The organism is Nonomuraea sp. NPDC051941 (genome assembly GCF_044593615.1).
The window spans coordinates 19,413-33,589 of the sequence record NZ_JBIUCF010000031.1 but is presented as its reverse complement, the minus strand read 5'-3'; the positions used below and the strand labels follow the sequence as shown (position 1 = coordinate 33,589).

The window sequence follows — 14,177 nt, the reverse complement described above, 5'->3', positions numbered from 1 at the left end:
CATCGTGCACCCAACTCGACATATCGGGAATCTCATATTGTGAGAACCGTCACACCATGAGAGCTGCTCGAACCGCAGACGGGACGAGTCGGAGGTGATCGGCACGGGCAGGTGGCTCCACCCCGACACGGATCACGGACCGGCCTCGGTTGCGATCGCGCTCGCCGCTGTGGATATCCTTCACAATCAGCCTGAGCTGCCCGGATCCGTGCGAGCCGGCTACCGTGCCCGCCCGGTGCCGGTCGGCCGCCACAGCCCGCGGTTGACCGCTCGGGCTGATGTGAGTTCCGATGATCTCGCGGTGATCAGACACGCCCTCACCGCCGTGGCAGAAGTGAAGGTGAGAGCGTGACAGACGACAGCCCCCGCGTGCCCAAGTACTACGACGTCAAACGCAGCCTGCTCGAGCTCACGAAGACCCTGCCCGCCGGCGCGGCACTGCCGCCGGAGCGCACGCTCGCCGTACGGTTCGAGACCTCCCGCACCACGGTCAGGCAGGCGCTGACCGAGCTCGTGGTCGAGGGCCGGCTGCTGCGGATCCAGGGCAAGGGCACCTTCGTGGCCCAGCCGAAGGTGGCGCAGGTGCTGCAGCTCACCTCGTACATCGGCGACCTGCGCACGGCGGGCCTGGAGCCGGACACCAAAATACTCGAGATCGGCTACATCACCGCCGACGAGGCCCTGGCCAGGCGCCTGGCCATCAACCCGGGCGGCCGCGTGCTGCGCATCCACCGCCTCCGGCTGGCCAACGGCGAGCCCGTCTCCATCGACACCACCCACCTGTCCGCGCGCCGCTTCCCCCGGCTGCGACGGGAGCTCGAGGTGCACGCGTCCCTGTACGAGACGCTGCACAACGCCTACAACGTCCGGCTCACGGACGCCGAGGAGATCATCGAGACCGTCCTGGCCACCCCGTACGACGCCAAGGCCCTCGGCGTCGACGTCGGACTCCCCATGCTCCTCCTCACCCGCCACGCCTTCGACGCCGACGGCAACCCCGTCGAGTGGGCCCAATCCCTCTACCGCGGCGACCGGTACAAGTTCGTCACCCGCCTGCGGCGCCCCTGACCACGCCGGTCCGGCCGTGATCAGCCGTGATCTCTTACGGTGATGCTCATAGGCTGGTGACATGAGCGTCATCGTCATCACCGGCACCGATACCGGCGTGGGCAAGACCGTCGTGACGGCGGCGCTGGCGGTGTTGGCCAGGCGGCGGGGGGCCTCCGTAGCCGTGGTGAAGGTCGCGCAGACCGGGGTCACATCCGGAGAGGCCGGGGACGTGGATCAGGTGATCCGGATGTCCGGGGTCGGCACGACCTTCGAGGTGCGGCGGTTCGCCGAGCCGCTGCCGCCCGCCGCCGCCGCCCGCGTCGCCGGGGTGCCCCCCGTGTCGCTGGCCGATGTGGGGCAGCTCGTACGGGAGCTCGCTGAGAGCAACCGAATGGTGGTCGTGGAGGGCACCGGGGGGTTGCTGGAGCGCTTCGACGAGGACGGCGGAACCATCGGGGACCTCGCCCGGGCCCTGAGCGCGCAGGTGCTCGTCGTGGTCCGGCCCGGACGGGGGGCGGTGAACCACACCGCGCTCACCCTGGAGGCGATGGCGAACCGAGGGCTCGAGCCGACGGGGATCGTCATCGGGCGCTGGCCCGGTGAGCCCGGGATCGTCGAGCGGAGCTGCGTGTGCGACCTGGAGATGCTGGCCGCGCGGCCGCTGGCCGGGGTGCTGCCCGAAGGGGCCGGGGGGAAGGGCGGGGAGGAGTTCGCCGAGGTGGCGCGGAGAGGGTTGGGTGCGATGTTGGGAGGATCGTTCGATCCTGCCGGATTCAAGGCGACGCTCTGAGGGTGGGGAAAACCCCACCATTCATCAGCACACCAGGGCTATTTCGCGTCTCACCCGCTGCTCAATACCGTTGAGCCATGAAAGTCCCCCGTCCGTGGTCGGCGCGGGCGTGGCTCGACACGGCCCACGTGATGATCGGTCTCCCGGTCGCAGTGCTGCTCGGCGGGCTGACGCTCGTCCTGGCCGTGTGGCCGCCCCTGCTGATGCGGAGCGTGCCGCGGTTCACGAGGGTGCAGCGGTCCAGGTTCGAGGCGTTCCTGGGCGCGCACATCCCGCCCGTACGCTCCCCGAGCAGCTGGCGCAGCCCGGCCACGTGGCGGCAGATCAGTTATCACCTGCTGTCGCCGTTCGTGGGGTTCGCGGCCGCGGTGCTGGTGGCGGTGGCGTGGGGAGGGGCGATCGTGGGGTTGCTGTCGTTCCTGCCGCAGAGGTTGCAGCCGCCGCCGATGGAGTTCGAGGAGTTCGACCTCAGGGACAACAGGGTCGTGGCGATCTACATAGTGATCGGGCTCGTGCTCCTGCTGCTCGCGCCGGTGCTGGCGCGCGGCATGGCGGCGCTGGACCTGTCGGTGGCGCGTACGCTGCTCGGGCCCAGCCGTTCGGAGCTCGGCCAGCGGATCGAGACGCTGACGGAGAGCCGGGCCGGGGTGATCGACGCGGCCGACGCCGAGCGCCGCCGGATCGAGCGCGACCTGCACGACGGCGCCCAGCAGCGGCTCGTCTCCCTCGCCATGAACCTCGGCCTGGCCAGGGCCACCCTGACCGACCTGCCCGAACCGGCCCGCGAGGCCATCGCGCAGGCGCACGAGGAGGCCAAGCAGGCGCTCAAGGAGCTGCGCGACTTCGTACGGGGCCTGCATCCGGCCGTCCTGAACGACCAGGGCCTGGACGCGGCGCTGTCCGGCGTGGCCGCCCGCGCGCCGTTCCCCGTGAAACTCCACGTCGACATCGAACGGCGTGCCACTCCGACCATCGAGGCGGTGGCGTTCTTCATCGTGTCCGAAGCACTGACCAACATCGCCAAGCACGCGGCGGCCACCAAGGCCGAGGTGAGCGTGCGGCGCGAGCGCGAGCGCCTGTACGTGCTCGTGTACGACGACGGCTGCGGCGGAGCCCGGCTGGACGGCGGTACGGGGCTGCGCGGCCTGGCCCAGCGGATCGACGCGGTGGACGGGTCGCTCCGGCTGTCCAGCCCGCTGGGCGGCCCTACGACGATCGAGGTGGACCTGCCGTGCGAGTAGTGCTCGCGGAGGATTCCGTGCTGCTGCGCGAGGGCCTGATCAGGCTCCTGGACGCCTCCGGCATGGAGGTGGTGGCGGCCGTGGACGAGGCCGAGGGGCTACTGCGGGCCGCCGCGGAGCACAAGCCCGAGCTGGTCATCACGGACGTCAGGATGCCGCCCACGCACACCGACGAGGGTCTGCGGGCCGCGCTCGTGCTGCGCCGCCAGCAGCCGGGCCTGGCCGTCCTGGTGCTCTCGCAGTACGTCGAGGAGCGCTACGCCGCCCAGCTCCTCGCCTCGGCCGCGACGGGCGGGGTCGGCTACCTGCTCAAGGACCGGGTGGCGGACGTGGCGGAGTTCATCGACGCGCTGCGCAGGGTGGCCGCCGGCGGCACCGCACTCGACCCCGAGGTGGTGGCCCAGCTCCTGCTGCGCGGCAACAGCGACCCGCTCGAACGGCTCACTCCCAGGGAGCACGAGGTGCTCCAGCTGATGGCCGAGGGCCGTTCCAACGCCGGCATCGGCCAGTCCCTGGTGCTCAGCGAAGGAGCGGTCGGCAAGCACATCGGCAACATCTTCAGCAAGCTCGACCTGTCGCCGGCCGAGGGCGACCACCGGCGCGTGCTCGCCGTCCTGCAGTTCCTCAAGATCAGGAGCCTGCCGTGAGAGCCGCGTGGCTGGCGGCGGGCGCGGTGGCGACCGCGTTCGCCCTGCTGCTCTCCATCGGAGGGCTCTGGCGCGGGGTCGCGCGGGCCAGGATGCCGGAGGAGAACACGCAGCGGTCCATCGCCTTCGAGCACAAGAACGTACGCATCAAGGCGGGCAAGGGCACCCAGGTCGACCTGACCATCCAGCCGGGCAGGGCGGGCGAGCTGCTCATCGCGAGGTCGCTGCGCTGGTCGAGGGACCGGCCGACCATCAACGAGGACTGGGACGTCCGTTCCAGCACCCTGCGGCTCGACGCCGTCTGCCCCGGTGAGGAGCAGCCGAACGGCCCCGTCTGCTGGGCCGATTACGTGATCTACGTGCCGCCGGAGACCGACGTCGAGGCCGGTACGGGCAACGGGCGGCTCAGCGTCACCGATCTGTTCGGCAAGGTGCGCCTGTCCTCCGTCGCCGGCGACGTCCTGGTCAACAACCTCTCCGGCACCATCTGGGCCAGGAGCGGCACCGGTAACGTCGATGCCACGGAGCTCGACGTCGAGGCGGCCGACGTGGAGATCGGCTCGGGGGACGTCAACCTGTCCTTCGTCAGCGCCCCCACGACCGTCAACGCGGTGGTGCGGACGGCGGGCAACGTCAGCCTGGACCTGCCGAAGACGGCTTACGACGTGACGGTGGAGGGGAACGACACCAATGTCGACGTCGCTCGGAACCCCACCTCACCGCGGAAGATCGTCGTGCGGGCGCCGAAGGGCAGGGTGTCCGTCTGCTGCGACTGAAGATCCTTAAGATCTGTTTACTCTGGTGACTGGTTGGTAAGTTCCCGGCATGGAGTCTGCGAAGCACGCCGGTGACGCCGCTGTCGCCGTTTCCAAGGCCTACGGCGTCGAGACCATGTTCACGCTGTCGGGAGGGCACGTCTTCCCCCTCTACGACGGCGCCGTGCACGAGGAGATGCGCATCCTCGACGTACGCCACGAGCAGAGCGCGGTCTTCGCCGCCGAGGCGACCGCCCGGCTGACCAGAAGACCGGGCCTGGCCGTGCTGACCGCGGGCCCCGGCATCACCAACGGCGTCAGCGGCGTCGCGACCGCCCACTTCAACGGCTCCCCCGTCGTCGTCATGGGCGGCCGGGCGCCCCAGTCGCGCTGGGGCAGCGGCGCCCTCCAGGAGCTGGACCACCCGCCGCTGCTCAAGCCGATCACGAAGCTGTCGTTCACCGCGACCGACGCCGAGTCCATCGGCCAGGACGTCGAGATGGCCTTCCGCACCGCGGTCGCACCCCACCGCGGCCCGGTCTTCCTCGACTTCTACATGGACCACCTGTTCTCCCCCTCGCCCACGCACGAGGTGCGAACGCAGACGCCGTCGCCGCTCGAACCCGACCCCGACGACCTGGCCGCCATCGCGCGGCTGCTGGCCGAGGCCGAGCGGCCCGTGCTGGTCTACGGGTCCGACGTGTGGATGGACCGGGCCGAGGAGGCCGCCCGCGACTTCGCCGAGACGTGGCGGCTGCCGGTCATCCCCAACGGCCAGGGCCGCGGCGTCCTGCCCTCGGGCCACGAGCTGCTGGTCACGCGGGCCCGCGGCCTGGCCCTCAAGCAGGCCGACCTGGTCATCGTGATCGGCACGCCGCTCGACTTCCGCCTGGGTTACGGCTGGTTCGGCAGCAAGGACGCGCTGGCCCGGGTCGTCCACATCGCCGACGCGCCCTCGCAGCTGGCCACGCACATGCAGCCGGCCGCGTCCGCCGCGGGCGATCTGTCCGTGGTGCTCTGGAGCCTCGGCACCGCCTGCGGCGACGCCGGGGTCAAACCCGACGCGTACGCCTCCTGGGTGTCGAAGCTGGCCGACACGGCCGCTGCGGCCATCGCGGGCGACGCCGAGCTGCTGGCCTCCGACTCCGACCCGATCCACCCCATGCGCGTGTACGGCGAGCTGGGCAAGGTCCTGGCCGACGACGCCGTGGTGATCGGCGACGGCGGCGACTTCGTCTCCTACGCGGGCAAGTACGTCGAGCCGAAGCAGCCGGGCAACTGGCTCGACCCCGGCCCGTACGGCTGCCTCGGCACCGGCCTGGGCTACTCCGTCGCCGCCCGCCTGGCCAGGCCGTCCTCGCAGGTGGTGCTGCTGCTGGGCGACGGCGCCGCCGGGTTCTCGCTCATGGACGTCGACACCCTCGTCCGCCACAAGCTGCCCGTCGTCATGATCTGCGGCAACAACGGCATCTGGGGCCTGGAGAAGCACCCCATGCAGCTCCTGTACGGCTACGACGTGGCCGCCGAGCTCCAGCCGCAGTGCCGCTACGACCAGGTCGTGACCGCGCTGGGCGGAGGCGGCGAGCTGGTCACCAAGCCGTCGGAGATCGGGCCGGCGCTGCGCAGGGCGTTCGACTCCGGCATCCCGTACATGGTGAACATCGCCACCGACCCGCAGGTCGCCTACCCCCGCAGCACCACGGGGGTGTGAGACCTACGACTTCGGCGTGGCGCTGGGCGAGGGGCTGCCGGTGCTGTCCTCCGGGCAGACGCCGTCGACGATGACCAGCGTGACCGGTTTGGTCACCTCCTGCACCGTCCCGGCCCCCGGCGCGGTCCGGACAACCTTGCCACAGCGCATGCCGTTGGAGGTGGAGGTCCGGTCATCGGGGATGATCTCCTCGAAGCCCGCCGCCTCGACCATCTCCTGCGCCTGCAGGAACGGCATCCCGACCACCTTGGGCACGCGTGCCTTCTTGACGTCCGACGTCGGGGTGCTCGTGGGCGTCTTGGTCGGCGTCTTGGTGACGCTCGGCGTGCTGGAGGGTGTCTTGGTCGGCGTCTTCGTCGGCGGCTTGGCGTCCTCGGTCTCCGCGGGCCTCGGCCTCTGGGTCGTCGGCTCGGGGTCCGGAGTCGGCTCCTCCACGTGGGTCTTCGGGGGCTTGGTCTTGGGGGGCTTGGGACTGCTCAGGTTGGCCACCGACGAGGCGGTGCTCGTCGGGGCGGGCCCGCTGGGGGTCATGCCCGTCAGCGCGACCGCGGTGGCGCCCGCGCCGAGCACTGCCGCGACGGCGATGCCCGCGATGAGCCCGGTCCTGCGCGGCGCCTTGGCCGCGCGGCGGCTGCCCGGGCGCCGGTCGGCCATGGTCGTCGTCTCTTCGGCGGGACGCGCCTGATGGGCGCCCGTCTGGTACGCCTCCACCGGCGGCGCCATGGTGGCCCCGGTGGCCGGCGCCGGCTGTTCGGGGATCTGGGCGGGCGCCTGCCCGCTCGCGATGGCCTTGGCCGCCTCGCTCATGGCCCTGGCGGTCGGGAAGCGCCTGGCCGGGTCCTTCGACAGCGCGACCTCGACCAGCGTGCGCACGGCCTGGGGGATGTCGGCGGGCAGCGGCGGCGGGGCCTCGCGGATGTGCTTGAGCGCGATCGTGACCGCGCTGTCGCCGTCGAACGGCCGCTGCCCCACCAGGCACTCGTACGCGACCACGCCGAGCGCGTAAATGTCGACCGCGGGCGTGACAGGAGCGCCCTCGGCCTGCTCGGGGGCGCAGTAGGCGGCCGTGCCGAGCACCATGCCGGCGTCGGTCAGCCGGTTGGCCAGGTCGGAGCGGGCGATGCCGAAGTCGGTCAGCACCAGCGTGCCGTCGCGCTGCACGAGCAGGTTGCCCGGCTTGACGTCGCGGTGCACGATCCCCTGATCATGCACGGCCTGCAGCGCCGACGCGGCCTGCGCGATCAGCTCCATGGCCGCCTGCGGCGGGATCCTGCCCAGCCTGGCCAGCAGCCGGTCGAGCGGCTCGCCGTCGACGAACTTCATGACCAGGTAGACGGTGTCGCCGCTGATGCCGTAGTCGTAGACGTCGACGACGCCGCTGTGGTTGATCGTGGCCATCGCCCGTGCTTCCCCCTGAAAGCGAGCGACGAACCCGGGGTCCTGCGTACGACCGGGAAGCAGCACCTTGACGGCGACGGTGCGGGCCAGGACGATGTCCTCTCCGCGCCACACCTCGCCCATGCCGCCGGCGCCGATGCGGGTGTCCAGCCGATACCGCCCCGCCAGCGTCGTTCCTTGGGCCACCATGACTCCCCCGTTACCCCCCTACACCAGTAACCTCTTGCACCCCGCGGCTCTCCAACAAAGCGAACTTTCGTCGCGGACAGGTCACACAGTGGTCACGGAACTCAGAGAGTGTACGACCCACCTGTTTCACATGCCACTCAAATGTCTTAAGCCGTACCACACCCTATCCTGGGGCCTTATGCCCGCACTTGTCCGCGTTTCCGGGAAGTCAGCTGACCCGTTGGACAGGTGCGACCGCCGTAGGCTGACCCCATGACGCTCGCTCCGGGTCTGCGCGCCCAGTTGCTCATCATGGTCGAGGTGGAGGACACCGCGAAGAAGGTCGGCAGCGGGGACGTGCCGGTGCTCGCCACGCCGCGGCTGCTCGCGCTGGCCGAAGCGGCGACCGTACAGGCCCTGGACAAGCACCTCGCGCCGGGCGAGACGTCGGTCGGCACCAGGGTCGAGCTCGAACACCTGGCCGCCAGCCCGCTGGGCACGCACGTGCAGATCGGCGTCGAGCTCACCGAGGTCGACGGGCGGCGGCTGGTCTTCGCCTTCGAGGCCCACGACAAACACGCCGTCGTGGGCCGCGGCACCATCGAACGCATCGTCGTCGACCGCGCCAAGTTCCTGGCTAGAACACGGCGACCTACTATTGGATGACGGCGATCAGGTCGCCTTCCTGGATCACGTCGCCCTCGGCCACCTTGAGCTGCGCCACGACGCCCTCTTCCTCGGCGAGCACCGGGATCTCCATCTTCATGGACTCGAGGATGACCAGCGTGTCGCCGTCGGAGACGGTGTCGCCCTCCTTGACGACGACCTTCCAGACGTTCGCGACCATCTCAGCGCGTACCTCAGCCACCGGAACTCCCCTCTGTCATCAATGTACTCACCTTAGGCCCGCATCCGCCCAACCAGACCAGTGTCGTAGACACCAGTGACAAACTCCGCGTTGTCCAGCAGCTCCGCGCAGAACGGCAGATTGTTCTTGGGCCCTTCGACCACGAACGCGTCCACCGCCTTGCGCCCCTTCTCCAGCGCGTCGGCGCGGGTCTCGCCGTGGACGCAGAGCTTGGCCAGCAGCGGGTCGTAGAACGGGGTGACCGTGTTGCCCGCCGCGTAACCGGAGTCGACGCGTACGCCCGCTCCGTCCGGCTCCACCCATGCGGTGATCGTGCCAGGTCCGGGGAAGAACCGCTGGGGATCCTCCGCGTAGACCCTGAACTCGATCGCGTGCCCGGTGGTCGCGGGCCGCACCTCGGGGCTCTCGCCCGCCGCGACGCGCAGCTGCAGCTCGACCAGGTCGAGCCCGGTGACCAGCTCCGTGACCGGGTGCTCCACCTGCAGCCGGGTGTTCATCTCCAGGAACACGAAGTCCTGCTGGTCGGCGTCGACCAGGCACTCGACGGTGCCCGCGCCTAGGTAGCCGACGGCCTCGCCGGCGCGCACGGCTGCGGCCAGCATGCGCTCGCGCAGCTCGGGGGTGATGCCCGGGGACGGCGACTCCTCGACGACCTTCTGGTGGCGGCGCTGCACTGAGCAGTCGCGCTCGCCCAGCGCCACGACCCGGCCGTCGGGCAGGCCGAGGATCTGCACCTCGACGTGGCGGGCCCGCTCGATGTAGCGCTCGAGCAGCACGGCCGGCCCGTCGAGCGCGTCGCCCGAGAACCTGGCGGCCGCCCTGGCCGCCTGCTCGAACGCCTTGGCCAGGCCCTCGTCGTCGTGGGCCACGCTCATGCCGATGCCACCGCCGCCGCCCGCGGTCTTGACCATGACCGGGTAGCCGATGGCGTCGGCGGCCCTGAGCGCCAGCGACAGGTCGGTGACCGGCTCGCGGGTGCCCGCGGCGACCGGCACGCCGGCCTTCTCCATGAGGTTCCGGGCGTTGATCTTGTCGCCCATCTTGTCGATGGCCTCGGGCGCGGGACCGATCCACACCAGCCCGGCGTCGATCACGGCCCTGGCGAACGCGACGTTCTCCGCGAGGAACCCGTAACCCGGGTGAATCGCCTTGGCGCCGGTCGCGCGGGCCGCCGCCAGCACCTTGTCGGCGTCGAGGTAGCTCTGCGCGGGGTCGGCCGGACCGATCAGCACGGCCTCGTCGGCCTCCCGTACGAACGGCAGGTCGCCGTCGGCCTCCGAGTGGACGGCGATGGCACGCAGCCCCAGCCGCTGGACCGTGCGGATGACCCGCCGCGCGATCTCCCCTCGGTTGGCGACCAGAACGGGTCCGAGCGTCTCAATTAACACGCCGACCACACTAAAGCCGCGACCGCCGCGGCTCCTTCCCGCTAAACCACCGATCCGGCGATCATGATCTGTAGGAACCCCACAATTCCGTACGGGCTAGACCCGCCCGCGGTCGATCACCCGGGTGAGCGCCTCGATCGCGTGGGGATCGTACGCGCTGCCCGACGACAGCCGGATGCGCTCCAGCGCCGCCCCCGCGCGGTCGCGGTCGGTCGAGGGCCCCACCAGGTCGTCGTAGGCGTTGGCGACCTTGATGATGCGGCTCGACAGGGGCGGGTCGTCGGTGATCGGATCGCACTGGCGCCGCACCACGTCGGCGACCCGGTCGAGCACGCCGGTCTGCCTGATCACCTCGGCGCCCAGCTCGGCGATGCGCCGCGCCTGGTCGGGCTCGGTGAGGACGGTGGCGCCGCCGGGGATCGGGTCGCGCAGCGAGAGCTGGCCGATGTCGTGCATCAGCGAGGCGTACTCCAGCTCCAGCAGCTCGGGCTCGGACATGCCCAGCTCCCTGCCGATCGCCACGGCCAGGCGGCTCACCCGGCGCGAATGGCCGGGCTCGACGTAGCCGCCGACCTCCGTGACCCGCGACAGCGCGCGTACGGTCTGCAGGTAGGTGGCGCGGATCCCGGCGTACTTCCTGAAAGCCACCTGCGTGACCAGCAACGGCGCCGCGAACACCAGCAGCGCCACCAGGTCCATGCTGTGCGTGGCCAGCGCGAGCAGCACGCCCGACGAGGCCACGGCCGCGCCCAGCGGGAAGGCCATGTTGACCTCGTCGCGCACGGCCACCCGGAACGAGGTGCGCAGCCGCTCGGCCCGCAGCAGCGCGGCGATCAGCACGTCGATCAGCAAGGTGATCGCGATGAGCGTGACCATCACCGCGAGGGCCGGCCACCAGGTGCTGGTCGGCGGTTTGGTCAGCAGGTAGAGCGGGTCGGCCAGCGGCCGGAACGCGAAGGCCAGCAGCGCGCCGGTGAGCAGCCGCCGCGCCATCGCGTCCAGCCGCGGCGGGCGGCCGACCGCCAGGTGCGGGAGCGCACCGGCCGCCATGCCGACCGCGATCACGGCGACCACCTGCAGGGCCGAGTGGCGCAGCGGGTTTTGGCTGAGGTCGAGCAGCAGCGTGTAGCCCAGCGCGGCGGCGGCGCCGATGGGCGCGACCTCCCTGTTGCCCGGCATGGTGAGCCTGGCCAGCTCGCCGACCGCTATCAGCGCCCCGAACCCGACCGCGATCTCCGTGCGATCGAGCCCGACGGCCGCGGTGTGGGCGACGCCGGCGATCGCGACCAGCCCCGCCGCGCAGATGAGCAGCAGCTGGCCGGAGTCGAGCCGGCGGAAGACCGTGTTCGCAGAGCGTTCTGCGCGCCTCGGGCGCTCCGTGGTGATCATTGCCCGGTCACGACCTCGATGGGCATGGTCGGGTCGTCGTGGTCCTTGATCGGGGTCTCGTCGGGCGGCGGCGCCTCGACCTTGCGCGGCGGCTGCCACGGCTCCCGGTCGAGCACCCGGATGAAGGCCGCGACCATGACGGGGTCGAAGTGGGTGCCCGCGGTCTTGCGCAGCTCCTCGAGCGCCTCCGGGACAGGCCTGGCGCCCCGGTAGGACCGGTCGGAGGTCATCGAGTCGAACGCGTCGGCCACCGCGATGACCTTGGCGAACTCGGGGATCTCGTCACCTGCCAGCCCCATCGGGTAGCCGGTGCCGTCGTGGCGCTCGTGGTGGTGCATGATCCCGGCGTAGGCCTCGTCGAGGAAGCCGATGCCGCGTACGATCTCCAGGCCCCGCATGGGGTGGAGCTGGATCGCGGCGAACTCCTCCTCGGTGAGCGGCCCGTCCTTCTGCAGCACCTTGGTGGGCACCCCGAGCTTGCCCACGTCGTGCAGCATGCCCGCGTAGCGGATGGCCCGTACGCGCTCGGGACCCATGCCGATCTCCTGAGCGATCATGGACGAGGCGAGCGAGACCCGCGTGCAGTGGCCCCGCGTGTAGTAGTCCTTGGTCTCGACGGCCTGGCAGAGCGCGGCGATCGTGGCGTCGTACGAGCGCTGCTGCGCGTGATACTGGCCGAACGCCCACCGCGCCACGAACAGCGGCAGCAGCACCAGCACCGCCGAGATCGACTGCACGGTCGCCCAGAGCCCGGCCACCAGCAACCCGAACGTGCCGTACCCGAGATAGGACAGCAGGAACTGGGCCATGCCGCGCAGCGGCACCTCCGTGGCCCGCACCCGCGTGGCCAGGCCGATCATGGTCAGCGTGAGCACGATGTTGAGCGGCACGAAGACCGCCATGGCGGCGGCGTAGGGGCCGATGAGATCGTCGAAGGCGTTGACCTGGGGCACGCCGACCTGACCGTGGAGCGCCTCATAGACCCACCCGGACACGTAGCCGCAGATGGCGAACTGCGCCCCGTTGAACAGCCGCTTGATCAGCGGCAGCCCGGGCCGCACGCTCACCATCGCGGTCAGCCCCACCAGCGCCGCGCCGTCGGGCCCGATCAGCACCACCGCCGCCAGCGAGGCGGAGAAGCTGACCGACACCGCGAACTGCTCCACGTTGAGCAGCGTCGGCATCGACTCGCACACCAGGAACAGCAGAGCGAGCACGAGAAGGACGTCGAGGTCCTCCGGGGCCACGGGAGCCCCGGAGACCATGACGCTGCGCACCATGAGAGCGACCGCCGCGCCGATCACGGCGACCAGATAGACCCTTGCAGGCCACGGCAGATCACGCATTGCGGCCCCCTACGGACATCAGGTCCAGGACACCCCTGGGGGAAGCACTCCCCCAGCGATCAGCATGACCACAGGAGTGAGCATGACGACGGCCGTGAGCAGTCGGGCGACCATAGACTTGAACATCCACATGCCTCCACGTCGAGTTCTGGGGTTCAACGCTACAGAAGACGACGTCGCCGCATGGGCGGAGTCGGAAATCGCAAGCAAAGCGTAATCAAGCCACTACTTCACGCGACGATTTCGGGCCCATTCGACTGTTTTCTTCACGCCTGTCGGCAGGTCCGTACGCGGCTGCCAGCCGAGCCCTTCGTGGGCCGGCACCGGATCGACCGCCATCGCGGGCAGGTCGCCCGCGCGCGGCGGCGCGAACCCGGGCTTGTCCTGGGCGCCCGCCGCGTCGGCGATGAGCGAGTGGAGGCGGCGGTCGGTGGTCTGGATGCCGGTGCCGAGGTTGAACCTTTGGCCGTCGCCACGCTGCCCGAGCGCCTGGACGAAGCCGTCGACCACGTCCTCGACGTAGACGTAGTCGCGGGTCTGGGTGCCGTCGCCGTAGACGACCGTGGGCGTGCCGCTGAGCAGCGCGTCGGTGAAGATCGACACCACGCCCGCCTCGCCCTCGGGCGACTGGCGCGGGCCGTAGACGTTGGAGAGCACCAGAGTGGTGTATTCGATGCCGTGGAGCGCGCGGAACGCGGCGAGGTACGTCTCGCCGCTCAGCTTCGACGCGGCGTACGGCGAGCGCGGGTCGGTGGGCGCGTCGCCGGGCACGGGGATCGTGCCGGGCCTGCCGTAGACGGCCACGGACGAGGCGAACAGCACCTTGCGGGCCCGCCCTTCGTGGGCCGCGGCGAGCACGGACGCGGTGCCCTCGACGTTGATCCGGGCGTCGCGCCTGGGCTCGGCCACGCTCTTGCGCACGCTGATCTGCGCGGCCAGATGGCAGACGACCTCCGGCTGCAGCTCCGCGACCAGGCCGGTCAGCGCGGGGTCGAGCACGTCCAGCACGTGCAGCCGGAAGTGGTCGCTGGAGGCGGCCTCTGCCAGGTTTTCCCTGGACCCCGATGACAGGTCGTCGACCACGTCGACCTCATGCCCCTCGGCGAGGAGACGATCGACGAGATTGGACCCGATGAACCCGGCACCCCCGGTGACCAACACGCGCATGGGAGAATCCTAGTCGGCCAGCTCCGCTCTCACCTGTGCGATGCGGGCGAGCACCTTGGAGCGCAGATCGCCGGGGACCGGGTCGCAGCCGCAGTGCTTGTGCACGAGCGCCTTGATCGCCTTGTCCAGGTCGTATTCCTGGAGGCACGGGCCGCATTCGTCGAGATGCACGCGGATCTCGACGATGTCGGTCTCGGTCAGCTCGCCGTCGAGATAGGCGTAGACCTTGTCGAGCACTTCGCGACAGTCGGTGTCATGC

General features: G+C 70.6%; 14 protein-coding genes. 7 read left to right on the top strand and 7 right to left on the bottom strand.

Annotated features, from left to right (window positions below):
- Positions 1-348 precede the first annotated feature (348 nt).
- From ACIHFD_RS40645 to ACIHFD_RS40620, 6 genes are all read left to right on the top strand, one after another.
- A complete protein-coding gene (locus ACIHFD_RS40645; protein ID WP_350729287.1) occupies positions 349-1,068 on the top strand; it encodes a GntR family transcriptional regulator in 720 nt (239 codons plus the stop codon).
- A gap of 61 nt (positions 1,069-1,129) precedes the next feature.
- Positions 1,130-1,840, top strand: a complete 711-nt coding sequence (gene bioD / locus ACIHFD_RS40640; protein ID WP_397371465.1) for a dethiobiotin synthase — start codon at positions 1,130-1,132, stop codon at positions 1,838-1,840.
- A 77-nt stretch (positions 1,841-1,917) separates the two neighbouring features.
- Complete coding sequence (locus ACIHFD_RS40635) at positions 1,918-3,081, top strand: histidine kinase (protein ID WP_397371464.1); 1,164 nt, start codon at positions 1,918-1,920, stop codon at positions 3,079-3,081.
- Positions 3,072-3,728: a response regulator transcription factor gene (locus tag ACIHFD_RS40630; protein WP_350729282.1), complete on the top strand. Its 657-nt coding sequence runs from the start codon at positions 3,072-3,074 to the stop codon at positions 3,726-3,728. The genes ACIHFD_RS40635 and ACIHFD_RS40630 overlap by 10 nt, the downstream gene beginning before the upstream one ends.
- The gene (locus ACIHFD_RS40625; protein ID WP_397371463.1) at positions 3,725-4,504 is read left to right on the top strand and encodes a DUF4097 family beta strand repeat-containing protein; all 780 of its coding nucleotides are present in this window, start codon (positions 3,725-3,727) and stop codon (positions 4,502-4,504) included. The genes ACIHFD_RS40630 and ACIHFD_RS40625 overlap by 4 nt, the downstream gene beginning before the upstream one ends.
- A gap of 49 nt (positions 4,505-4,553) precedes the next feature.
- A complete protein-coding gene (locus ACIHFD_RS40620; protein ID WP_397371462.1) occupies positions 4,554-6,194 on the top strand; it encodes an acetolactate synthase in 1,641 nt (546 codons plus the stop codon).
- 3 nt (positions 6,195-6,197) lie between these two features.
- Here the strand turns inward: ACIHFD_RS40620 and ACIHFD_RS40615 are convergent, their stop codons facing one another.
- Positions 6,198-7,781 carry a serine/threonine protein kinase gene (locus tag ACIHFD_RS40615; RefSeq protein WP_397371461.1) on the bottom strand — a complete coding sequence of 528 codons (1,584 nt, stop codon included), beginning with the start codon at positions 7,779-7,781 and terminating at the stop codon, positions 6,198-6,200.
- A gap of 252 nt (positions 7,782-8,033) precedes the next feature.
- On the opposite strand from ACIHFD_RS40615, the gene ACIHFD_RS40610 reads away from it, so the two are divergent.
- Positions 8,034-8,426 carry a thioesterase family protein gene (locus ACIHFD_RS40610; RefSeq protein ID WP_350729275.1) on the top strand — a complete coding sequence of 131 codons (393 nt, stop codon included), beginning with the start codon at positions 8,034-8,036 and terminating at the stop codon, positions 8,424-8,426.
- Here the strand turns inward: ACIHFD_RS40610 and ACIHFD_RS40605 are convergent.
- From ACIHFD_RS40605 to rsrA, 6 genes are all read right to left on the bottom strand, one after another.
- Positions 8,416-8,628, bottom strand: a complete 213-nt coding sequence (locus ACIHFD_RS40605; protein WP_192787829.1) for a biotin/lipoyl-binding carrier protein — start codon at positions 8,626-8,628, stop codon at positions 8,416-8,418. The genes ACIHFD_RS40610 and ACIHFD_RS40605 overlap by 11 nt on opposite strands.
- A gap of 32 nt (positions 8,629-8,660) precedes the next feature.
- Positions 8,661-10,016 (bottom strand): acetyl/propionyl/methylcrotonyl-CoA carboxylase subunit alpha, encoded by a 1,356-nt coding sequence (locus ACIHFD_RS40600; protein ID WP_397371460.1) that lies wholly within the window; start codon positions 10,014-10,016, stop codon positions 8,661-8,663.
- Between the two features lie 96 nt (positions 10,017-10,112).
- Positions 10,113-11,405 (bottom strand): HD domain-containing phosphohydrolase, encoded by a 1,293-nt coding sequence (locus tag ACIHFD_RS40595; protein ID WP_350729270.1) that lies wholly within the window; start codon positions 11,403-11,405, stop codon positions 10,113-10,115.
- The gene (locus ACIHFD_RS40590) at positions 11,402-12,751 is read right to left on the bottom strand and encodes an HD-GYP domain-containing protein (RefSeq protein WP_363976654.1); all 1,350 of its coding nucleotides are present in this window, start codon (positions 12,749-12,751) and stop codon (positions 11,402-11,404) included. Before ACIHFD_RS40590 ends, ACIHFD_RS40595 begins: the two co-directional genes overlap by 4 nt.
- A gap of 225 nt (positions 12,752-12,976) precedes the next feature.
- On the bottom strand, positions 12,977-13,918 hold the full coding sequence (locus ACIHFD_RS40585) for an NAD-dependent epimerase/dehydratase family protein (protein ID WP_397371459.1): 942 nt from the start codon (positions 13,916-13,918) through the stop codon (positions 12,977-12,979).
- Between the two features lie 9 nt (positions 13,919-13,927).
- Positions 13,928-14,155, bottom strand: a complete 228-nt coding sequence (rsrA, locus tag ACIHFD_RS40580) for a mycothiol system anti-sigma-R factor (RefSeq protein ID WP_397371458.1) — start codon at positions 14,153-14,155, stop codon at positions 13,928-13,930.
- Positions 14,156-14,177: the final 22 nt, after the last annotated feature.